We start from the raw sequence: 23,313 nt of genomic DNA on the forward strand, positions 1-23,313 counted from the left end.
TTATAGCGGAGTCCAGGGCATTCGCTTGAGTGACCGTGGTTGTGCCGGTTGCAGTCACGTTGCCCGCGCCAGACAGGGTTTCCGCAGCTAACTGCGCAATTGTTCCGGTAAGCGTAAATCCGCTATTTACCGCAATGCCAGTTGTGAAGCCCGTTAAATCCTTTCCAGTCACATCCAAGTTAGCACCAATTGCAATCGCTGTAGCAGTTCCAGCAATAGCGGTATCCAACTCAGCAAGCGTTGTTACGGTCGTTGTCGAAGTGGTGGTGGTGGTGGTGGTGGTCGTGGTGGTGGTTGTTGTTGTGGTGGTGGTGGTTGCTCCTGGCTCGTTTCCAGTAACACCATCTCCGTCGATATCACCTACCGTCGCACTTCCAACTGCTGTCGTCAGAGCTGTTCCAGTAAAGCTGGTTGTCGCTGAGCTGAAGTCTCCTGATTGCGATGCCTCTTGAATCGCAGTTTTTGCCGTACCCTGAGCGATAACCTGACTCTTGACGACCGACGTAAGAATTGTGGCAGCCGCACCTCCAGCTGCGACCTGTGTGTCAATCCCAGCATTGCTAGCTGCGGCAATCGTCGCGGTGTCGCTTGCAAGCGTTGTTAGGCGCGTCTCATCGATGGTTGTTCCTGCCCCTGCGGCAGTAGAGGTTAACGTCGCAGATAAGATTGAACTAATCGTGGTTGCATTACTGAGGTCGGTTGTACCTCCTGAACTCGCCGACTGGGTAATTGTGGAGGCAATTGAAGAAAATGCGAAATCTGCTGCCGCGACGTCTGTTCCTGCCGGCGCACTGGCCCCTCCAGTAGCCCCGACACCTGCAGCGGACGCTTGCGCGACCAAATTGGCAACTTTTGCGGCGGCAACCTGAACTGCCAGAGCAACGCTCTTTGCAGCATCGTCCGCCGTCGAGCTGTTGATCGTGGCGATGGGATCAAGCGTTGTAAGATTGACAGAGGAATCGATCCCGAGAGCAGCTTTGACCTGGGCCTCAGCTGCGGCCGATGATTGGCCGGTAGATTGACTGATTTGGTTTATCAACGTTGTCAAAGGATTGATAACGGCTGAGCCTGATGGCGCCTTGAGCGTGCCAACGAAGGCCAAGCCGGTTGAGATATCGGTGCCGCCTGTGCTTACAATCTCCCCGTAAACTGGGGTACCAAAGTCAAACTGCCCAAGCGAGTTCGTCTGAACCTGCGTTTCAGTTTCGGGGTTATAAACTCCGTCACCATTCAAATCGACAAAGACATTAGCACCCGAGATATAACCATCGACCACGCGCCCAGATGACACTGCTGTGCTGCCATCCGGAGTCCTGCCCTCTGCAGCTCCGAACTCGACATAGTGAGCCGCAGCAGTCGTCGTCCCTGCTGCTACCGCAGATGCGACATCAGCGTTAGAATTCAAATATGCCGTTGCATCGAAATTTGCGTTGGGCGCCCGCCCTTCGGACGCTCCGAATTGAATAAAATGATAAAGCGGATTTAAATCAGAACTGGCAACATCACTATTGCTGGCAAGGTAGTAGGACGTATCGAAACCTGCGGTCGGGTCCCGACCTTCGGAGGCTCCAAATTGCTCATAGTGCGTGAGCGGGTTGGCCCCCGCAGCGGCAACATCAGAATTGTTTGAAAGATAGGTAGAGGTGTCAAAAAAACTGCTCGGGTCTCGGTTTTCACCAAAGCCATGTGCCTGATAGTGCACCTCACCCGACTCAAAAAAGCCGTCCTCTACAGCCGCAGCAACGTCCGCATACTGAGACAGATAAAACAACTCGTTGAATAGATTTGACACGACACCCCCCTTGAATTGCGAATCGGCCGACCTGCGAGCCGAGATGTTCTCGTGGGAAAACCCTAGAGGGGCAGCGCAAACCGAGCGTGACTGGAGCGTCAGCGAAACGTGAAATCGACAATCCTGTGGAATAACGCCGTGAGCCGTACCTGTTCCATCCAGTCATCTGATGGCTGGACCGGCACGAGCGGCTCAAGGTCGCTGGCTTTCATTCCTGAATTCTGCCAGCCGCGCCTGGAACGGAAGAGCTTGAAGACTGATCGGATTATCGCCCGGAAAGAACGACGAATGTTTAATCAAAGACTCGTAAAGTTCAATCCATACTGGTAACTTCGCTCTGTTCTCGCGGGGATGGGGAGCGTGGGATGGCGTACATGGTTGGCCCGAGTACTGAACAGAGTACGGGGCGACTTGATCACGGGATGGCCGAGACGACTGAGCTTTCGAATGCCCGTGAACATTTGAAATACAGCCTTTGCCTTTATGGAGCTTTCTCGCTCAACTTGCCGACAGGCAAGACTGTGAAGCTCGGGGTGAAGCAGCAAGCGATGGTTGCCCTCCTTGCGACAGGCGCTAACGGCACGCGGACACGGAGCTGGCTGCAGAGTCAGCTGTGGGGAAACGTCGCCGCGACCCAAGCAGCCGCCAGTCTTAGGAGCGCTTTGGCTGGTCTGCGGCAAGCGCTTGGCTCCGACGCGCGCAGTCTTCTGCTTACCTCCCGCGACCGGGTAACACTCAGCCTGGATCGACTGAACATTGTAGGGACACCGCGGGACGGCGAGTTTCTCGAAGGCCTCGACGTCAAATACGAGGAGGGGTTTGACGATTGGTTGCGCCAACAGCGTTCTGAACTTGAAGCGAACTCTGGTTCGGCCGTGCCAATCCACCCGCGATCAACGCTGCAGCCAGTGGAGAACCCGCCGTCTACCGACTTGGGGATCGAATATGCGGTTGAGCAGCTGAACCTGCTGCCATTCATTGGCGTCCTGCCGTTCCAATGTCGGCATACCGGCGATCAGGCGACGGCTCTGGGCGACGCCATTGCAGAGGATATATCGCGCACGCTTTCGAGAACTGGCACGTTCAGCGTGATTTCGCACCTTTCGGCTCGAAACTACAGCTCTCGCCTGGCCTCGCTTCAGGAGGTCACCCGGAATTTAAGCGTCGACTACATCCTGACCGGCGAGCTCGACGCTCGATCAAGTGAGTTCGGGCTTACTATCGACATGCATCAGGTGCGCACAGGCACACTCCTTTGGAGCCGTGAGTTCTCCGCAGAGACGGATGATTTTCTGCATGGCGGGGTAGAGATATCACGTGAGATTGCCCGATATGCTGCACATTCTGTACTTGCCGAAGCGCTCAAACTGATCCGCTCAAACCCACTGCCAACGCTCGCGTGCCATGAAATGCTGATGGGTGCGATCGCCCTCATGTATCGCGGCAAACTGGATGACTTCGTCAAATCCCGCGAACTTCTAGCAGCTGCAATTGAGAGAGCTCCCGATCGGCCGATCCCGCAAGCCTGGTTTGGCATGTGGCATGTTCTCAAGGTTCAAAAGGGTTTTAGCTCAGACATTCGCATCGAAGCAGAAGGCGCCCTCGATCGCACTGAGCGCGCGCTTGATCTCGACCCGCAATGCCCGGTCTCATTGTCGTTCAACGGCATGGCGCAAAGCCACTTCAGGCGTCGCATGGATGTCGCCAAAGAACGCTATAGAGGGGCCATCGACAGCGATCCGAATTGCTCTCTTGCGTGGTTGTTGCTGGGTGTCGTCCAAGCTTTCTGCGATCAAGGAGACGAGGCTGTCCAGTTTACGGATAGAGCCCGGCGGCTCTCGCCGCTGGACCCGCAGCGTTATCACTACGATTCCCTATCGGCGACAGCCCACTTGTCGGCGGGCAACTACCAAATGGCCCTGACCCTGGCGGACAGCTCATTGCGCCACAACCGATTCCACCCATCGACACTGCGCGTCAAGACGATCGCGCAACACCGTCTTGGCCGCTTTGATGAGGCACGTCTCACCGCGGATGAACTGATGCGTATCGAGCCCCGGTTCAGGGTCAGCAGCTATCTCGCAGAACACCCGGCCGGGGCATTCGCCACGGGTCGCGATTGGGCATCCGCTTTGAAGGAAGCGGGCGTCCCACACTAGTTACGGTTCAACCGGTCACGCAGGAGGGGAATATGCCAGCATTTGGAGGCGCAGGTGGCGCCGGGGGAGCAGGTGGTGCCGGGGGAGCAGGTGGTGCCGGGGGCGCGGGCGGTGCCGGAGGGGCAGGCGGCGCTGGCGGCGCCGGGCTCGACGCCGGGATCGGGGTGCGTGCTGGGGTTCCAGCTTACACGCCCTTGCAATCGACCGGCATACTGCTGGCTGGGGATGGTATCTCCGGACCCTGGAAAGGCGACACCCGGTCACCGAGTGAAATGGACGGCGAGTCCTCGGCGAACATGCGGCTCTGGGCTCCCTGGGTCCGCAGTTTCATTCTGGAAAATGAGATTCTGTCGCGTCTTGCGTTTCGTGTCTGGAGCCCCGAGACGGGCGAACCTTGGATCGCAATCTGGCATCGGGATTTCCAAACGGACGTGCGACATGGCCCGGGAGGGCCGCCGCCCGAACCTGATGAAAAAGTCCCAGAGACGACCACGCCTGCCTTCCTGGCATCGCTTCAGCGTCCGACGCAGTGCGATTTTAAAGAACAGCTCGGTCTGGTGCGCGGGTACTCGGATCTGCGTTCAGATCGCTATGCCGAGATCCTGACCCAGGTCGGTTTCCCAACCGAGTATTTCTCGGCGATCGCCGGTTTCCATCCCGAGCGCACCCGATACACCCTGGAGCTGATCGCGCTTGCCCAGGGCTTTGCCGCGACCATATCGATGCGGGTCAAGCATGCACTCGCCTGTTTGCGGCCGGACGCCTATTCCGTGCAGATCCAGCCAATGATCCCGACCCCGGGCCATGGCTCGCTGCCGGCGGCCCATGCAGTCGAAGCTTTCATCGTCTCGGAGATGTTGAAGTACCTTATCGACCCCGACGCAAAAAATTTCGAACTCCGGCGCATGCTTGACCGTCAGGCAGCGCGCATCTCGACAAACCGCGTCGTCGCCGGCGTCCATTTCCCTGCCGACAGTATTTCCGGCGCCATGCTGGGACAGACCCTCGGCCAGTACTTCGCCGCCCGCGCGGGGGATCGTATAGATGTGATCCCCGGCAAGTTCATCGGACCGGGTATCTGTGACACAGATTTCCATCTCACCGATCTGATGGAGAGCTGCGGGGGCAAGTGGACTCGCATAGAGAATGGGGCAATCAAACTCCTAGAACCCGTGCCGGGCATCACCCCCTCGCCTCCCTTGGCATGGCTGTGGGAGCAAGCGAAACAGGAATGGACGGTCTGACACCGTCGCCACTGAAACGAAAGGGAGGGCGGCGATGACGCGAAATCTGAACTGGGAGATCGGCGGAACGCACCCTAGTACATCCTCCGACCCATACGGCCATTGGACGCGGGTCAGCGGGAAGGACTTCCTGGTCGACTTCCGCCCCGGCAAGAAGCCCTATCGGATCGTCCTGGAAAGACAGGAAATCGATCGGTCAGATCCTGATAAACTGTATTTACCTTTTGCTGCCATCTTGGACGGGAAGAGCCTCGTACCCGTGATCCAAAGAGAGGTAGACGTAAAGGCAGAGGCGGAAACCCGTCTGCCCAGAGCCGAGCCGACTCCAGGCGTTGACGGTACAATCTTCCCGGTTCCGCTTCCGGAAAGCACGTTGAACGAGACCGGGACGATCGCAGACCCTAAATGGTGCCCGCCGGCACGCTGCGGCAAGACGCCGGCCATCGTTGCCGTGATCGACGATGGCATCGCCTTCCCCAACCGGCGCTTCCAGTTACCTGATTCTGAGAGCCGGGTAGAGTACGCTTGGATCCAGGATGCGCCGTTCGACAGAAAACGGAACACAGTACCATTCGGCAGGGAATATAGGCGTGACGAAATCGACACTGTATTGGCCGAGCATGAGGAGGAGGACGATATCCTGAGGGAATTTGGCCTCGCCGACCTGCTTCACGCCCAGCAACCCTCTGCTTTCAAGCACGCCTCCCATGGGACCGCAGTGCTAGACCTCGCAGGCGGGTACGACCTGTCACAGGCCGAAATTGCCGAGAACGTCCGGCTCATCACGGTTCAGTTGCCCGGCATCGCCAATTGGGACGGTTCAGGTTCCGTGCTCGGCTGGTTCGTCGCTTGGGGAGTCCAATACATCCTGCAGCGCGCACGGCTGATCGAAAAAGAGCTGGGAATGCCGGTGCCCGTCTTCATCAACCTCAGCTACGGGCTATCCGGCGGTCCCCACGACGGCACCCACTGGCTCGAATTGATCGTGGAACACCTGCTCGAGAACCATCGAAAACGCTCTGACTGTCCAGAGCCCCCGAAGCCCGATCGGATCGCCGAGCTCGTGACCGTGACCGGGAACGACTTCCTGCGCCGGCGCCATGCATCGATCAAGGCAGCCAGCAAGGGCTCCGTAACGCTCGATCTACCCTGGCGCGTCCCCCCTGGTGATCCGAGCTCAAGCGCGCTCGAGGTTTGGCTGCCTGCCGACGCCACTGGTATCCAGGTGGACGTAACATCGCCCAGCGGGCCACCGCTCACGGCATGGCCACCACAACAACCCGACCCGGGCGCTGTACTGCGTTCCGACCTCTGTGACGGGTCTAAGGATCCGCAGAATGTAATCGCCCAGCTTAGCCTCGAGGACCCTTACTGGGCCGGGCCGAAAAAGCGGGTGACCCTGATCGTCGCCCCCACCGATACGGACATTCTCGATACACAACGCCCCCCCGCGCCTTCGGGACTCTGGCAGATCGCCGTCACGGCAACCGTAAAAAAAGGGCAAAGCCTCACCGCTTGGGTACAGCGCGAGGAGCTGCCACTGGGCTACCCGAACCGAGGCGGCAGCGGTTATCTGGACGACCCCGAGAACCCGCGCTTCACGTCACCGGGCGACTGGTCGGAACACGATTACCACGACGCGGTCGTGCGCCGATTCGGCAGCTTGAGCGGAACGGCGACGGGGTACACCTCCCTGGTAATCGGTGGCTATCGGGACGGCGACCGCCGACTGGCCTTGTACTCCGGCGCGTCGTCTCCTGAGACGACGACCAAGCTGCCAACCGCATTGCTGCCGAGCGACTGCTCCCGGGTCCTGGCGGGAATTCTGACCACGGGCAACCGGTCGGGAGCGACCTTCTCACTCACGGGCACCAGTGCCGCCGGCCCGCTGGCCGTCCGCATGTTGGCCGAGCGGGTCGGCAAGGTGGAGAATAAAGGTGCGATCAAGGTGTTGGCGGACTTGGCAGCGGCAGGCGAAAAAGTGATTGGCGGGGAGCCCAAATGGGCACCGAACCTTGATACACGGCCTGCCGATCGCCACCCGATCCCGCGCCCGGTCACCCGAGGCCCTGAATTGAGGGCGGGCGAAGCTCGGATTCTTTTCAAGGAAAATACGCCAACAAAATACCGGCTCGACCGTCCGGTCACCCGCGGCCGGATCACGGAGCGGGATTGAAATAGCTTGCGTAGCAAGCAATCCCCCTCTGACCGTGCCGTCTCGCGATTTGACCCCAGTCTAGGAACGGCGGTGCCCCCAAGGCAGGACTGCATGTACTGATAGTGGCCATATGCATGGATGCTCACAAGCAGCGGGCCTTGTTTTTGGCCTTAAACGCAGAAAACCGCTCGGCTGATTTTTCCTAAGTGATTGATTTTGTGTTTATTTTGCCTGCCCCCTTCAGGCCGAACACCACAATTTCGCTACCCAGTGTTTGTGGGAAAACTATTTGGCCTCGAAGACAACCCTGAATGCCAAGAATTTAGAGGCTCTTGGAGCTGAACAGTTGGCTCAGCTGGTAATCGGTATTAACACCAAGCTATTCCCCGGCCGATAACCGTAGAGCGAATGCGGACTCACACTCAAACGCTCCGAAACCTCCGAAACCGGATAGCCCCGCTCGGCGATCTGGGCCACCGCGTCACGTTTGAAATCGTCGCTGAAATGACCTTTGCCCATGTCGGCCTTCTTGCCTCAAAATTAGGGAAGAAGGCGTCTCCGTATCTAAGGGCTATTCACTCTCCCTTATCTTTCGCACTTTCAGTATCGATCAATAATGGGTTCGCATCGGTCCTATGGTGCGCACTCAGCCTTTGGATCATCTACCCGGCAAGCTACATAGATGGATAAGAGCGGGCCGTAATGATCTGCGAACCAAGGACGGTGATTACAGGAATGCGGTGACTGGAACGGATAGTCCATCGTCGACAAGCAAGCATTTGGCCGCTCCTCTGGAGGAGCGGGCAACATGTGTGTCTCAGGTCGCACAATCAACGGCTTAAGGGTGATCGGATCTTCAAATGGGTCGCCTTCAAATGCGAAAACCATCGCAGCGAGATCATCCTTCACTAGAAATTCAATGTGTTTACGAGCGATCTTACGTTTGCCTCGATCGTACGCTTTGCAATTCTCTTCCGTTATCCCCATTCGGCGGCAATCGGATATTGCCTGGGCGTAATGCCCTGTGAACGCTGGTGCAAAGGCAATCACGGCGTTGGCTATGTCTGGCCGTATTCTAATTGCAAGGAGCGACGCCCATGCACCAGCCGATGTTCCAGAAAGGAAAATCCGATCTGATCCAAGAGTAGGATTGAAGGTCTTGAACTTCTCGACCATCGCAATGATGGCATGCGCTCGCTTGCAAACTTTGAGCCGATCCCCCTGGTCAAGGTTACCGTATTCGTCCCGAACGTCCGGATTGTATCGGCACGGTAGATTTCGTTTTTTACCGATCTTCTTTCCAAGCAAGTCACCGGTCTCGAAATGGCAGAGGCCATAAACGAAGATTTCTCGATCACTGGTGTCCAAACGCTCAATGACGTCTGGAACCGACTGCCCACCATAAAACGGACCACCGTTCGGATTACAGATATCAACCTGATCATCGCCAGCTGACCCATGGGTGTGGATCACCAGAATACTATGGCCTGGGTTAGGAAGGTGAAGTGCCGTCCGCTGAGACGGCACAAATTGACTGTGGGAAGAACAAGCAGAGAGCGCAAAAGCCCCGAAAAGTACCACCAGACAACATCCGATATGCTTCATGACTCTCTCCATCATCCGCCTTTGCGGTCTAGTTTATTGATCTCCATTAAAAATAACGAGCAAGAAAAAACCGCCACTTCAAGCATCAGCGGCAAGCTGCCTAACATCAAACAAGGTGAGCCAGATCCTCCGTTAAATCAGCGGACCAACTAGCCAAAGATTTTGACGACGGACACTCTTGTTAATGGCGCACAGTCTCACGCCGACAGACGGGCTTCACCACTTTTTCGCAAAGCTTTCTAAAGTTTCGCCTTGTCCAAGGTAAGGTCGGCAACCAGACGTTTGAGCTTGCCGTTTTCATCTTCAATCCACCTCTGCGACACCCATCTTCCGGCACATCTCGCCAAACTCCGCCTGGCGCAACGCAAAAGCGATCTGCTCGTCTGAAAATCTTTTCTTCAGAAACGGTGCATTCCTCCAACTTGGGAATGCACCCAAAATTTCCCACTTAGCGCGGACCAGATTTCAGGGTCAAGGCCACAAAATGCAGCGCTGTGCGGGGCAGAAAAGGCACAGCCTCTACGCTATGGCTTCGGTTCGCTGATTCGCATAACCGGCGGATTAAGCTTGGTGGCAAGGCGCACGAGGTCGACCCTTGTGCCGGAACCAGTCTTGCGCAGGGCCGACTTGATCTGGCCGCGGGTCGTTTGGACAGATGTTCCGCGGGTCTCGGCGATATGCTCCGTGGCCATGCCGTCGAAGATATGGCTGACGATCTCCATTTCGGCTTTGGTCAGGCCATAGACCTCCCCCATACCGGTCTCGGAAATCGATGCCCTGTTTTTGGGGTCGGTCAGAATGACCGCAGCGGCGCGTAAACCGCGCTGCAATTCGCCATTGGGGTCACCCAATGGAATGATATCGACGATCACCTCCCCGCCATCCGGATCGGCCAGCAGATGCCAGGAGCCGCTGAAGGTGTCTTCAGCGCGCGCCGTTGCACTGGCCCGACTCACATTCGCGCTGACGGCTCCCTGATCGGGGCCGGTAAACTGCAATCGACCTGCGCGATCGAGCGAAATCGGTGCAGGCCCCTCCAGCAGACGGGCGGCTTCCTGATTCTTGACGATGACTTTATCTGTACCCTCAACAATCAGAACACCGATTTTCAGTTTATCAAGGACGGAAAGAGCGGCCCTGTACATCGCCTTCAGCATCAAAAACGGGCGCGACAGTTCCACAGCTTTCGCGACATGGGGCAGGTAGATCGTGCTGGTCTCGATCTCCGCGTCGGTTACTGGGCCCCGGCCGATTTCATATTGAACAGCAAAGAAATCGTTCCAAGCTCCATGATCGTTCAGTCGACACGCGGCCCTGTGGAATGTCCCGACGTGACGTTCATTGAATTTGGTGGCGGGGTTGTTCGTGAATTCCTCCAATGTCCCGAAGCAATCCAGGTCCTTGACCAAACGGCGTGGTTCGCGGTTGAGAAGCTCCTGAAATGCATGCTGTTCAAACTCAGCGGCTTCAGCGGCAAACCGCGCCCTGATCTCGGCAGTCCACTTGGAACTACCAAAGGAAATGTCGGGCAGGTTGCTTGAGCCTTCAACAACGATAATTCCACTATGCCTCCCATTGAGTACAAGGGACAATTGCTCGAGTGTTTCGGTCCATATTTCGCTGTCGATAGCTGTGTCATAAATTTTGCTTATCAGTGAATGCGAAAGGCCGCCCATTCCAGTTTCCCCGCATAGAATAAAAAACACCACCCAGAGCGTAGAATTGTTAAAAATTAATATCAATTTAGCAACAATATAGTGTTCAAGATGACGTGTGTTTCTGTATGTCCAGAGGATAGGGCGCGAGCGATAATGTTCCGCTCGAAAAATGCGATCCACTATTTTGAAAAAATATCATTTTGTGGCATAGATAGTTGCAAACATCTGTCATTTTTAAAATATTAAGCCGGGGCTACGCTGCCGGCTTCCGCGCGATATCCAGACCGAGCTTTGATGTCGAACTCATTAATTGAATATTCCTGATTTCAGGTATCCAACCCATCTAGATGAAACCAGTATTTTTTTGGAAACCACCCCAGTTTTGAGCGGGAATTATTTGACGTCATTGTCGTCACGATAAATTTTTCGCCCTTCCATACCTCAACTGGGGGATGTAGTTCCGCAACCGGTTCCCGATACTTCCCCTTCGGGCAAGACGCTGTTTTTGCTCGGGTTAAAAAAATTTGCTGCGGTCGACAGGTTCCGTAGCTGCTTGATCAGGGGGATGTAATGGCGACAATTACCGGCGGTTCTGGCGACGATTTCCTCAGCGGAGATTCCGCAGCGGATGTCTATTTCAGTTATGACGGCAACGACACGATCAATGCGGCGGCTGGCGATGACACAATATACAGTGGCGCGGGAAACGATCAGGTCTGGTGGAGTGCCGGTAACGATGAGATCTATGGCGAGGCTGGCGACGACTTCCTCGAAGGTGGTCCCGGCGACGACATTCTGCACGGTGGTACGCATGTCTGGGGCGATGCGGCGAATTATCTGAATTCGAATGCTGGCGTGAATGTCAATTTACTGACCGGCACGGCGAGCGATGGTAATGGCGGGACAGACACCTTGATCGATATCGAGGACGTCTGGGGGTCGGCCCATAACGACACAATCACCGGAAACGCGACGACGAACCAGTTCCAGGGAAATGCCGGCAACGATGTCCTGACCGGAAATGGCGGTGACGGCTATCTGAATCACTACAATGCTACGACAGGAATCCATGTTGATTTTGTGAATGGACTTGTCCAGGACGGTCAGGGCGGCACCGACACTGTGTCCGGCATTCGTAACGCCAACGGAAGCGCTTTCGATGACACGATGGTCGGCGATGCGAACAACAACCGCTTGAATGGCGAGGACGGTGCTGATCAGATCTATGGCGGCGACGGTGATGACTGGGTTTCTGGAGAGAATTTCCGCCCCTCCTCTGGTGGAAATGATTATGTCGATGGCGGCGCTGGGACAGACACGCTTCTTGGAGGGCTAGGCGCTGACACCCTTGTCGGCGGCAGCGGTCAGGACGAGTTCCAAGGGCGCGCCGAGGATCTGGACGGTGATCTCTTCACTGATGTTAACGTTGGCGGGGAGATAGATTATTTCAACTATGATGGTGCCTCGCTCGAAGCAAGCGACTTCACCGTGACCAATAACGGAACGACGACGACGGTTTCCATCGACGAAGATAATGATGGTACCGCTGAGAGCACATTCACGCTTGAGGGTACGTTCCAAATCTTGAACATTTTTGATTCGAGCTACGATGGCAATGTCCGCACGACCTTCCAGTTTGCAGAGACCGAGGTCGCGACCAACGGCTCCGATTTCCTGCTTGGTGGGCTCGGTGACGACACGATCAGCGCGCTTGCCGGTAACGACACTGTCAGCGGGCAGGACGGCAACGATCTTCTCGATCTTGGCGCCGGGAACGACGCGTTCAACGGTGGTGCGGGCAACGACACCATCATTATGGGGTCTGGCGACGATTGGGGTGAGGCAGGAGCCGGCGACGATTACATCTACATGGGAAATGACGGGGTCGCCAACGCGGCCTCCGGCTTTGACGGCATAAACACGGGCAGCGGCAATGATACCATCGATTTCGAGAGTGATGCCGGCTACTTCATCATGGACTATCGCTCCAGTGGCGAGGCGATCACGGTGGATTTTGCCGGCGGCACAGTCTCGAAAGGCTTGGCTGGCACCGATACACTGCTGAATTTCGAAACCGGGAACAGCGAGGGCGGCTACGTTTTCCGCACCTCCTCCCAGAACGACCTGATCGATACCAGCGGCATCGCGCCGGGTGAGATGGCGATAATCGAGGTCCGCGGCGGCGGTGGCGACGATACCATCATCGGCAGCGGCGGCGCCGGGTCACCGACCCGTGCCGAATATCGCGATGCGTCCAGCGACGTCACTGTCGATCTGGAAGCCGGAACCTCGAGCGGCGGCGGCACCGGGTTCGATACGCTGATCGATGTCGAAGGTGTTCGTGGCAGCAGTCATGACGATCTGCTGATCGGCAGCACGCTGGGCAACATTATGCGTGGCAACAGCGGCAATGACACCATCAGCGGCGGTGCTGGCGACGACCGGATTACCGGCGAGGCTGGCGCGGATCTGCTCAATGGTGGCAGCGGCAACGACTCCTTTGTCGGGTCCGAATCCCACCTCGCCGGCGACACGATCGAGGATTTCTCGGTCGGGGATGTTATTTCGATCTTGGGCTCCGATCTCTCCGCGCTTAGTGGTACGGCGGCCGGGAACATCGCGCTCGGGAGTGGGACTCTGGCACTCAATGGCGTTACCGGTATCTTCTTTGCCGCCTATGACGGCTCCAGCACCACAATCAGCCTTGCTGGGTCTGAACCAAGCCGGGGTGACGACACGCTGGCCGGCGGAGAGGGTGCGGATACTTTCCGTGGCGGACAGGGCGATGATGTGATCCTGGGCGGCGCCGGCAACGACTCCTTGCATGGCGGACAGGGTTCCGACCTGCTGGATGGCGGCACGGGTAACGACACACTGCGAGCAGGAACTGGAAACGACACGCTGCTTGGCGGTGAGGGCAATGACGAGATTCGGGGTGGCTCCGATGCAGACGTGATCGAAGGCGGCGCCGATGCGGATCTGATATTCGGCGGCGGCGGAAACGACATGCTCTCCGGCGATGCCGGGAATGACACGATCCGCGGTAACGCCGGCAACGATGCGGTCTTCGGTCAAGACGGCAATGACGATCTTCGCGGCGGACAAGGAAGTGACATGCTGTTGGGTGGCATCGGCGATGACGCACTGCGTGGAGGTGCCGGATCCGACACACTTGCGGGTGAGAGCGGTGATGACCATCTTTTTGGTGGCGCCGATGCCGACCTGCTCCAGGGCGGTGCCGGGAATGACACTCTGCTCGGTAACGCCGGCGGCGATACGCTGGATGGCGGGGCAGGGTCCGACAGCGTGCATGGCGGCCAGGGCGACGACCTGATCCTCTTCACATTTGGTGAGAACGAGGGAGAGGTCAACTTCATGAATGGCGGCAAGGGAAGCGACGCCATGCAACTAGGGCTCACCCTTGAGGAACAGGGTCGCGCCGAAATTCAGAGTGATCTCGCCAACTTGCAATACTGGATCGATGACGGCTCACGGGGGGCTTTCGAGTTCACCTCGATTGACCTCACAGTGCGCGGCGTTGAGAGCTATAGCGTGATCGATATCTTATTCTGAGTTTCCTCTGATACCCCCCTGCTCCTGAGAGCGCTGGCCGGGCACGCCTTCAAGGCGTGCCCGGTATTTTCCGCTCTTAGTAGTATGGCTGTGTCGTTCTAGCTGGGTGTCCGAGTGGCGTGAGTCCCAAGATTTCTCCATTTTTGAGTAGAGTCCGTCACCTTAGAGGAGACGGATTTCATGATGCGCAGTCGGTTCAATGAAGAGAAAATCATCTCGAATTTGCGAGAGAAGGAGGCTGGCCAGAAGACGGCGGATGTCTGCCGCCGTCACGGGATCAGTGACGCGACGTTTTATAAATGGAAGGCCAAGTATGGTGGCCTGGAGATATCCGATGCCAAGCGGCTGAAGGGACTTGAAGACGAGAACGCGCGTCTGAAGAAACTGCTGGCAGAGGCGATGCTCGACAACGCCATGCTGAAAGAAACCTACGGCGATGACGAAGAGACCATCGGTTTCATTCAGAGGCTGCTGGGCTATGCACTCACTGGCACCTGCGAAGAGCACATGCTCGCGTTCTGCTACGGCACAGGCGGTAACGGCAAGGGCGTGCTGCTGAACACGGTTCAGCGGATATTCGGCAGCTATGCCGCAACCGCTGCAGTCGAAACGTTCACGAGCAGCACCTATGAGCGCCATTCGACAGACCAGGCCATGCTCCGGGGGCGCCGGCTCGTGTTGGCGCAGGAGACGGATGACGGACAGCGATGGGCGGAGGCCAAGATCAAGCGCATCACCGGCGGCGATGAGATCACGGCCCGCTATATGCGCCAGGACAACTTCACCTATACGCCCCAGTTCACGCTGATCATCGCCGGCAACCACAAGCCGTCCCTTCGGAACGTGGATGAAGCGATCAAGCGTAGGCTCATCATGATCCCTTTCGACCACACGGTTCCCGCGGACCGGCGCGACCCAAAACTTGCGGAAGCGCTCGAAGCCGAGTGGTCTGGGATTCTCGCGTGGATAATCGAAGGATGCCTCGAGTGGCAGAGGATCGGTTTGAATCCCTCAGCTTCCATCCGCGGAGCGACCAACGACTATCTGCTTGAGGAAGACGCGCTGGGACGGTTTCTCGGAGAGAGGTGCCAGCCGATCGAGCTCTTCGAAGGGAACGAAACGCCCACCCGTACGATCTTCGGGGATTGGCAGGAATGGTGTGCGACTACCGGTGAGCATGCGGGGACAGAGAAAAGCTTCAGCCAAAAACTGGCTGATCGAGGCTACGAACGGGCTAAGCATCCGAATACCAGAACCTCAATGTTTAGGAGGCTTCGGCTGAAAACCACCCAATCTACCTAGGCATCTCAGATAGAAAGGGGGCCAAACATGGATATCTATATTGTTGAAACTGCCACAGGTTATCTTCAGGAACTCTATGACAAGGGCCATGAAGCTAGCACTCTGCACAGCATGGTCTGCTCTGCAATTTGCGAGGAAAATGGCAGCCTCGACGAAGACGAGGTCCACATGATGGTCGCTGAGATGACGGATGACGCCGAGCGCCACTGAGACTGCGCCCGATACATTAAAGTCCGCTTCGGGTGAAGAGCGGTCGTATCCCTCACAAAGTTTTTCGAGGCCTTTTGCAGCGGTTGACCGCCGCAACTCCAGCTTCCCCGCTTCGGATCGGATGAACAACCTATTGCAAGGTCACACCTAGGCGGCATTCATTCGCTACCAGGGCGATCTAATGCACTGTGCGGACCAACTCTCCCAGTCACCGGCTACCATGCCGAATACCACCAAATTGCAATAGCCTTAGGTCTCGCACGATTCAGCCCTCGCCGGACTCGCGTGCTCCAGTCCAACCGATAGGGACCGTTTCTGCGAGGTACTTAGTGCCGTCACAAGCCGCACGTTACATCTGGCTGATTACATCTCAATGGGAGACCATTCCTCGTATCAGAAGAAATTAGTTCCCGTCAGGAACAGGCTACGCAACGGAAAGTAAGCCAAACCACGCTAGGGAAGACCGCGAGAAGAAGTCACCTGGCGCCGCCTCGATCCGTTCGCGTCATGGAATTCAACGGCACTGGGGGCTTCTCGGGCGAGGACGACTCGCTTAGCTTTCGCTCAAGTTCAGCGACACGCAACTCCAGGTCGGCTACTCGCTGCGTTGCGCCAGCATCGGTCGTTACCTGCGGGCCGGTGCGCCATCTCCGGTTTTCTGGAAGGAGCCGAGGCCAGGTTACCCCAGCCAACCATGCTCGGAGCTGAAGCTTGTTTGTACGGTCCACAATGGACCTCCACTTCATGCCCGCCCAACGGTAGAATTGCGGTGATTGGGCAACCAACAGCCACGACACCAAAGGCGCTCCGCCGATCCACATCATGAAAGCCGTCCACTGATCGAAGATCAGAAACACCACCCCGGGAAGGCAGGTCAGGGTCCAGGCTTCGGCGCGCCGCGGGCGCCCCTCCCGGGGCGGCTCGGAGAAAGCCCGGCGACGCTTGGGATCGTGGAACGCGAGATGTGCTACCGCCAACGCGCTTATGGCGATTGCCGCCAGGGTAAGGATCACTGTCATCATTCCGCAGCCTCTGATGCTCTTGACGTCGATGGGGCCTCACTGGCCGCTCGGCATGTCACGTAGAGCAGCCCGGCACCTGCCAGGAGCAGCGTAAAATCGAGCACAATGACGGCGCTGTTCTGAGTGGTCAAAAGCCGGATCCAGCCGTCACCGCTGATCAGGAACCGGACCATCGGAAGAGCGAATAGCACGCCACCAAGAACCATCCTGCATAGACGGCGCAGACGGTGCGCATCATCGATCCACCATGCGATGGCAAGACAGGCGGCGGAGGAGATCAGGAAGCCGGTTGGCGTCCAGAAGCCCGTGCCTTGCAACGGCAGGGACACAAAAAAGGCGAGAGCGGCACCGCATGTCGCGATTGGCAGACCATACACCGTCGCCAGCACTAGTCGGCCGACCCTCTGCCATGCGGGATCGTCGGCGCGGCGTTTCAGCCAGAGCTGCAGGCCGGTGACCGTCACATAGGCCATGGCCAGGCCAAGACCGAACCAGATCATCCGGGAGAGAAAGCCCGCGAAGGTACCGAAATGCAGGGCCGACATAACGCCGAAGACTGTGTCGCCTGCGGACGGTACGGCGCCGAGGGTCGGCGGGCTGCCCAGGAATATCCCCGTCGTACCGTCGAACACGTGGTGGGACCGTCGAAACCCACCCTCCACCGGCTCATGGAAGACCGAGATACGGGCATCGGCCCGCCCCAAATGCTCGATCGATACAAAGGTCGTCCGGGTGCCGGCCATTGCCGACGATTGGCGCAACACACCGTCCAGGCTGACCAACAGTTTCGGTCGGGAATCTTCCGCTTCCGGTGCCCCGATCACCGCCTCGACCATCGCCGCCTGATCGCCACCGAAGGCAACGGTCGCGACGACCGGCAAGCCGAGCGATGTGGCGAAGCTGAAGAATGCCCCCGTAAAGGCCAGGATGATCGCGAACAGGAGGCCCCAGCTACCGGCCAGGATATGCCGGTCGCGGGCTCGTAGCAGCCCGCTCGAAAGTCTCGGAGCCAGAAACAGATCACGGATGAAATGACGGTGCAGCAGGAAGCCGGAGATCGCCGCCGCCAGCATCACGAAGCCAAGCAGGCCGGTAAGGTACAGCCCCCAAGGGTGGGGTACGTGAAGGTTGATATGGAGATCGACGAAGAAGCGTGTCAGCGCGTCGGCCGCGTCGACAGAAAACAACTCGGACCTAAAGCCTTCCTGCCATGAAAGCACTTCATGGGTGTCTGTATCGAGGGAGACCATCACCCCCTTCTCTTCCAGGCGGCCCGCCGCGTTCTTTGCGTGCGTATGGAAAAAGAACCAGAGATCTCCGGAATGGTCGTAGGAGATCGAGATCTCTTCCTTGTATTCGTCCGGAATATCAGCAGCCACCTTGGTTGTCGCCACGCCGACCCACCGGGCAAGCGGGTCGTGATGATCGGAGCCGCTGTTCGCCCAGTTGCCGATCTCGGCCGCGAAGACCGCGAGCGCGCCTGTCAGCGCAACCACATAGAGCAGCAGCCCGAGAATGGCGCCGGACCAGCCGTGGATGGCAAACAGTCGTTTGGTCTGTTCAGTGGAAAGGATCGCCATGGCTCAGCTCAATACGCCGGTCGCCGCCAGCGCCGCCATGACGCCTGTGACTGCGATGAGTGCGGTGATGACGGACGTTGCACGGATGATATCCCGCTCCAGACAGGCGTAGAAAAAGACTGCTGCCCAGATCCCGGGAAACATCAGGATCGGAAAGACCAGATGATCAATCTCAGCCTCCCCGTGCGGGAGCCAGAGCGGCAGGACCGCCATGATGGTCGCCGCGGCCACGAACGCACCCGGTCCACACAGGATCCAGCGCACGGTTTTCGGGTATCGAGTCAACCGCGCCCGCGGCCCAGCCAGGGCCGCGAATGTGTCGTCCTTTTCACTACGCTCAGTCATCACAGAGACCGATCAATTGTCAAAACGCGAGCCCTCCTTCGAGAGGGGGCATGCCTGCTCGCGACATGCCGCCCACCCAAAGCGCCGTATTTCACTTCCCTGCCCGATCGAAGACCGGGGCAACCTGCTCCCTAAAACTGCATACGCAGCACAGCGCCGACAGTGCGACCGTCGCCGATAGAAGCGGAGGTGCCGCTCGAGCTGATGCTCGTTATGTAGTCCTCGTCCAGCAGGTTCCGTACGAAGAGCTGCGCTCGGAAGTTGTCGATTTCATAGCCGATCGAAGCATTCGCCAGGAAGCGCCCGTCTATTTCCCGTCCATCAGTGTTGTTGATGTCGCCGTTCGAGAAGTACGAGCCGGTGTAGTTCATGTCGGCGGTCACGAAGTAACCCTGTTGATGGCGGTAGACGCCACCGAAGGCCGCAGTGACGTTCGGCGCTTCGGGAAACTCATTACCCTCGCAGTTGCCACCGGAAGACGCGCATACATCGCCCTGCAGGTCGTTGATCTCTGTCTTCAACAGGCCAAGGGAGCCGAACAGCGTCAATCCGTTGCCGTGGTCGTAACGTCCTTCGATTTCGGCGCCGTAGGAGTAGGAATCGCCGACATTGAACGTGTTCGTAAGCGGGGCGAAGTTCGGATTTACGACGACGATCTGCTGGTCGGTGTAGTCGTTATAGAAGACGTTGGCGCCGACGCTCAGTCTGTTCGGAGTGGAGTCGTACCGATAGGACAGCTCGTAGGTCCATGCGTTCTCCGGGTCGACGTCGTTTTGCAGGTCTGTCCCGACGATGCTCTCCGTGAACCCCTGGCGATAGCCGCGCGATGCAACCGCCGAAACCGTGTTCTCGTTGTTGATCTCGTAGGAGAGCCCGATCTTCGGCAACCATACGTCAAATGTCGCGTTGATGTCGTATGCCGTCGTCCCGGACAGGGCGGAATAGACGTCTGACTGATTGCGTACACGATCATGCTGGTAGCGCAATCCGCCCAGCACGGATATCGGACCGTAGATGTTGTATTTGAGGTCGGAATAGAGGGCCATACTCTCCGTTTCGGACCGGCTGGAGCCGGACTGGAACGGCGAAAACACACCGGTAGGCCCTGAGCCTATATATGCACCAAGATCGATCTGGATATCCGTATCGGTCTCCTGAACGAAGTTTCCGTAGAAGGCTCCTATCACACCGGAGAGGCCGGAGCCGTCCTCATCGTTGATCTCCAGGCCGAAATCCTGGGTCAAGTCTTGCCCGTCGCGAAGGTCATCCCGCAGGAATATCGGCGACCCCGGAGCGCTGAAAATATTGAGATCGGTGTCGATGAATGCAGAAATCGACCGAACGGTCAGCGTGTCCGTCAGGAAATAGGACAGATCGGCGATGTAGTTGTTAACGTCGATATCGCGCCCTTCGGACGCGAGGCCCGACCCCTCGAAGACCCTGTCGGAGAACGGTTCCGAAACCAATGCGGTCGCGGTCTGATCATGCGCATGGTTCATGGTGAACAGCGCGCGCAGGTCAGGAATGGCCGAGGGTTCGACCAGCGCCTTCGCCCGCAGGTTATAGTATTCGTCTTCCCCGAAAGGCTCGTTCAGCGGGTCGACGATCGTGATGTCCTTGTCTTCCTTCTGCACGTCGCCGCTGAGGCGGATTGCGACCTGATCCTCGACGATGGGCGCGGACACCATGACGCTGCCGCCTGTGGCATTCGGAGTGCCGAAGTTAAACTGCGCCGCGCTTTCGTGGTCGTAGGTCGGGTCCTTCGACTTCAGCACGACCGCCCCGGCAAGCGCAGCCCGGCCATATAGACCGGATTGCGGGCCGCGCAGCACCTCGATCTGTTCGAGGTCCCAGGTGCTGCGCCCGCCGCGACGCAGACCTTCAGAGTTCTGCGTCGCCCCATCGATGATGAGTGAAACCAGTGTCGCCGGATTTGAAATTTCGCTGATGCCGTCTGCATTCAGGCCGCGAATCTGGAAGGCGTCGTTGCCGCCGTCCGTATTGACCCGCCTGACGTTAGCCATCGTGTTGAAGCTGTCGAAGGTGTCGGTGATCGCGAGGTCCTGGATCTGCTCCGACGTCACGATGCCGACGCTCGTCGGGGTGTCACGCAGCGAGCGTTCAATCTTGTTGCCTGTCACCACGATGGGCTTGATCGCGATCGAATTGTTGCTCACCAGCCGGCGTGCAAGAACGATGTCTCCGGACGGTGAAAGCGAATAGCTGAGCCCGGTGCCGGCCAGCATAGCGTCGAGCGCCTGCGCGGGCGTCAGCGTGCCGTCCACAGGCTGGCTCGAAACGCCGGAGACGATGTCGGCGGGAGCGACGATGCGCACGCCGGTCTGCGTATTGAACACCACGATCGCATCTGTCAGCGGCTGAGCCGGAACCGCGATCGGCGCGGGATTCGCGTCGAGCGTCCCCTGAGCGTCGGCTAAGGTAGCCGAAAACGCGAGTGCCGATGCAAACCCGAACGCCGCCATGTGGCGAAGCTTGAAGTGGAATGCCGTCATAAAATTTTCCCCCGGCGCATCGCGCCATTTCTGCCCTCTAACTGTTCAAACGGATGGGGAGTGCCGTTTCCAAGGGGCGATAGGGAAATTCTCAGTCAGGCGGCTGAAAGTCGAACAAGCTGCCGTCTGGCGATACGACGGCAAGGAAGGGCGCCGCCGTCACAGCGCCGCCGTGCAGACCGGCGGCCAGTCGAAGCGTCGCGATCGGATCGGCGAGCGAGAACACGCCGCTTACTCGAGCGGCGGCAAGGCTGCTGTCCGTAATCACGATTCGGCCGCTAAAACGGCGGTCAAGCGCGGCGGCAAGATCGGACAGCGGGGTATTCTTCGTGATGGCTTGATTGCCGCGCCAGGCAGCGATCGTCGCAGGGGCGATGTCCGTACGGACGACCCGACCGTCGGGAAAAATGTGAATCTTTTCGCCTGCAGAAAGCATGAAGCGCTGGCCATCACGAGTCGCTTCGACCTGCCCCTTGGCCACGGCGACACTGACACCGTTGCTGCGCTCGACGACGAAGGCGGTGCCGATCGCCCGCGCTGTCAGCCCGTCCGCTTCGACCAGGAACGGGCGCGTGTCCTGCACTGTCTCGAAATACGCAGCGCCTTCAAGCAATTCGAGCATACGCCGATTGGCGTCGAACTGCTCATCGATTGCCGAGCTTGCGTCGAGATAGAGGAGGTCGCCGCTCGTCGCCGTGAAATGGCGCGCTGCAGAAGCGTTCGTGCTGTAGTCTGACCGATGCCAGAGCAGGGCCTCCGGCCCCAGGAGGACACCGGCAAGAAGCGCGACGGCCAGGACCAGGACAGCGGGAACGCCGCGCCGCCTGTGCCGTGGCGCGGGATGGGCGGCTGCCCAGGTTCGCGCGACGCTGGCATAGGCGCTGCGCTCGGCGTCGCCCCGCGCCAGGAACGCCTCGCGTGCCTCCTGCTCCGCAGACCCGTCTGGGCGCTCCTCAAGATCGAGAAATATGTCGACGGCCTGCTGGCGCAGCTGCTCACGCTCGTTATCCATTTATCTTGAATATCGCAATCTCGACGCGACGTGAACGGCGATCAAGCCCGCTTCTACGTCTCATGGTCCGTCAGTCGGCGATCCAGGTGCAGCAGGGCGTTTCGCACCAATTGATGCGCACGTTGGTTCGACACGCCAAGCCGCGCGCCGACTTCCTCGAACGACAGGCCGTGGACGCGCCGCAACTCGAAGGCCTGTCTGGTTCTGTTCGGCAGCTCGGCGAGCGCCGCATCGGCACGCCTGAGACCTTCGCGGGCGAGGTGTATCCGCTCTGGATCGGGTTCTGCAGCCGTATTGATTAGGCCAGATTCGACGAAGTCGCGCTCCAGCTTTGTCCGACGCCGCCAATCGAACGCAAGATTGCGCACTATCCTGCGCACAATCAGGAATGCTTGCGCAGGATCGTAGCTCTTGGAGTCCCACCGGATCCAGCTTTCCTGCACGAGGTCCTCAGCGGTCGCCGAACATCCGACAATCGCCTCGGCCGTGGCCAGCAACTCGCTACGCCGATTGCGGTATAGCCATACGCTTTCATCGTCGCTTGGCGGCCGGAGCGCCATCAATCCGCCTCCACTTCAAATTTATCGAGCTGATCACAAAGAAACCGATCAGTCACCGTAATGCGACTGCGACCTATTCGCAACAAATGGTGCTGCTTATATTCGGAAGCACCAGAGAGATTGGGGTTCATGCTGCGAGAAGTGGTTCGGCAGCACCTCTACATTACCACGACACCTGAGGCCGATTGGAACGTGGGGGGCGAGATGCACTGCTGGCGTGGGCGGGCAGTTAATGTAGGCTGATACTCATGAGAGACGTCTTTGTAGCGTCCATCGAGCCAAGCTCTCCGTAGTATGTCAGAAGCCTTGCCGGCGACTATGCTCGTAACCCGAGCCGCCAACGGTCTTCGCGTACCGGGCTGACCAAGCAGGCTGCAATATTACGTGAACTCGATTTGGTAGGCCCGAGTTTAGCAACAGCCGCGTTGAGAGAAGTACGTCTTGTTCGTTGGCCAAAACGTATTCCGTTAGGCCAAGTTTTCGTGAGTTGGGTTTAGCGGTCGTTGTGGTCTGTTTAGCCGAACTCTTGAGAGAGTAGACCGCTGGCACGACAACGAGAGTCCCTCCCTGTTTGAGATCA

At 58.1% G+C, this 23,313-nt stretch carries 14 protein-coding genes and 4 pseudogenes; 8 read left to right on the forward strand and 10 right to left on the reverse strand.

The window, feature by feature from the left end:
* Positions 1-1,792, reverse strand: a pseudogene (locus tag IG629_RS22210) (hypothetical protein); the annotation flags it as partial.
* A gap of 365 nt (positions 1,793-2,157) precedes the next feature.
* Between IG629_RS22210 and IG629_RS22215 the strand changes: the two are divergent.
* The 4 genes from IG629_RS22215 to IG629_RS23030 all read left to right on the forward strand — a co-directional run bounded on the left by IG629_RS22215 (position 2,158) and on the right by IG629_RS23030 (position 7,750).
* Positions 2,158-3,951, forward strand: a complete 1,794-nt coding sequence (locus IG629_RS22215) for a hypothetical protein (protein WP_193174052.1) — start codon at positions 2,158-2,160, stop codon at positions 3,949-3,951.
* Between the two features lie 32 nt (positions 3,952-3,983).
* The gene (locus IG629_RS22220) at positions 3,984-5,195 is read left to right on the forward strand and encodes a phosphatase PAP2 family protein (protein ID WP_193174053.1); all 1,212 of its coding nucleotides are present in this window, start codon (positions 3,984-3,986) and stop codon (positions 5,193-5,195) included.
* A 34-nt stretch (positions 5,196-5,229) separates the two neighbouring features.
* Positions 5,230-7,371, forward strand: a complete 2,142-nt coding sequence (locus tag IG629_RS22225; RefSeq protein WP_193174054.1) for a S8/S53 family peptidase — start codon at positions 5,230-5,232, stop codon at positions 7,369-7,371.
* A gap of 271 nt (positions 7,372-7,642) precedes the next feature.
* Entirely contained in the window at positions 7,643-7,750 is a 108-nt protein-coding gene (locus tag IG629_RS23030; RefSeq protein ID WP_404923917.1) for a DUF6880 family protein, read from the forward strand.
* A gap of 2 nt (positions 7,751-7,752) precedes the next feature.
* Here the strand turns inward: IG629_RS23030 and IG629_RS22230 are convergent.
* From IG629_RS22230 to IG629_RS22245, 4 genes and pseudogenes are all read right to left on the reverse strand, one after another.
* Positions 7,753-7,872, reverse strand: a pseudogene (locus tag IG629_RS22230) (transposase); the annotation flags it as partial.
* A 114-nt stretch (positions 7,873-7,986) separates the two neighbouring features.
* Positions 7,987-8,958, reverse strand: a complete 972-nt coding sequence (locus IG629_RS22235; protein ID WP_193174055.1) for an alpha/beta hydrolase — start codon at positions 8,956-8,958, stop codon at positions 7,987-7,989.
* Between the two features lie 190 nt (positions 8,959-9,148).
* Positions 9,149-9,360 (reverse strand): annotated as a pseudogene (locus tag IG629_RS22240) (IS3 family transposase); the annotation flags it as partial.
* 122 nt (positions 9,361-9,482) lie between these two features.
* Positions 9,483-10,634: a helix-turn-helix transcriptional regulator gene (locus tag IG629_RS22245; protein ID WP_193174056.1), complete on the reverse strand. Its 1,152-nt coding sequence runs from the start codon at positions 10,632-10,634 to the stop codon at positions 9,483-9,485.
* A gap of 552 nt (positions 10,635-11,186) precedes the next feature.
* On the opposite strand from IG629_RS22245, the gene IG629_RS22250 reads away from it, so the two are divergent.
* From IG629_RS22250 to IG629_RS22260, 4 genes and pseudogenes are all read left to right on the forward strand, one after another.
* Positions 11,187-14,189 carry a calcium-binding protein gene (locus IG629_RS22250; protein ID WP_193174057.1) on the forward strand — a complete coding sequence of 1,001 codons (3,003 nt, stop codon included), beginning with the start codon at positions 11,187-11,189 and terminating at the stop codon, positions 14,187-14,189.
* 180 nt (positions 14,190-14,369) lie between these two features.
* Positions 14,370-14,615: pseudogene (locus tag IG629_RS22815) on the forward strand (transposase); the annotation flags it as partial.
* Positions 14,604-15,491, forward strand: a complete 888-nt coding sequence (locus tag IG629_RS22255) for a phage/plasmid primase, P4 family (RefSeq protein WP_226887027.1) — start codon at positions 14,604-14,606, stop codon at positions 15,489-15,491. The pseudogene IG629_RS22815 and the gene IG629_RS22255, both read left to right, overlap by 12 nt.
* A gap of 27 nt (positions 15,492-15,518) precedes the next feature.
* Positions 15,519-15,701: a hypothetical protein gene (locus IG629_RS22260; protein ID WP_193174059.1), complete on the forward strand. Its 183-nt coding sequence runs from the start codon at positions 15,519-15,521 to the stop codon at positions 15,699-15,701.
* A 1,018-nt stretch (positions 15,702-16,719) separates the two neighbouring features.
* Here IG629_RS22260 and IG629_RS22265 read toward each other — a convergent pair.
* From IG629_RS22265 to IG629_RS22285, 5 genes are all read right to left on the reverse strand, one after another.
* The gene (locus tag IG629_RS22265) at positions 16,720-18,303 is read right to left on the reverse strand and encodes a PepSY-associated TM helix domain-containing protein (RefSeq protein WP_193174060.1); all 1,584 of its coding nucleotides are present in this window, start codon (positions 18,301-18,303) and stop codon (positions 16,720-16,722) included.
* 3 nt (positions 18,304-18,306) lie between these two features.
* The gene (locus tag IG629_RS22270; protein ID WP_226887023.1) at positions 18,307-18,648 is read right to left on the reverse strand and encodes a hypothetical protein; all 342 of its coding nucleotides are present in this window, start codon (positions 18,646-18,648) and stop codon (positions 18,307-18,309) included.
* A gap of 131 nt (positions 18,649-18,779) precedes the next feature.
* Positions 18,780-21,161 carry a TonB-dependent receptor domain-containing protein gene (locus IG629_RS22275; protein ID WP_193174061.1) on the reverse strand — a complete coding sequence of 794 codons (2,382 nt, stop codon included), beginning with the start codon at positions 21,159-21,161 and terminating at the stop codon, positions 18,780-18,782.
* Positions 21,162-21,252: 91 nt separating this feature from the next.
* A complete protein-coding gene (locus IG629_RS22280) occupies positions 21,253-22,173 on the reverse strand; it encodes a FecR family protein (RefSeq protein ID WP_193174062.1) in 921 nt (306 codons plus the stop codon).
* 53 nt (positions 22,174-22,226) lie between these two features.
* Entirely contained in the window at positions 22,227-22,733 is a 507-nt protein-coding gene (locus IG629_RS22285) for a sigma-70 family RNA polymerase sigma factor (protein WP_193174063.1), read from the reverse strand.
* Positions 22,734-23,313 lie beyond the last annotated feature (580 nt).

Source organism: Nisaea nitritireducens (assembly GCF_014904795.1).
In the GTDB taxonomy this organism is placed as follows: domain Bacteria; phylum Pseudomonadota; class Alphaproteobacteria; order Thalassobaculales; family Thalassobaculaceae; genus Nisaea; species Nisaea nitritireducens.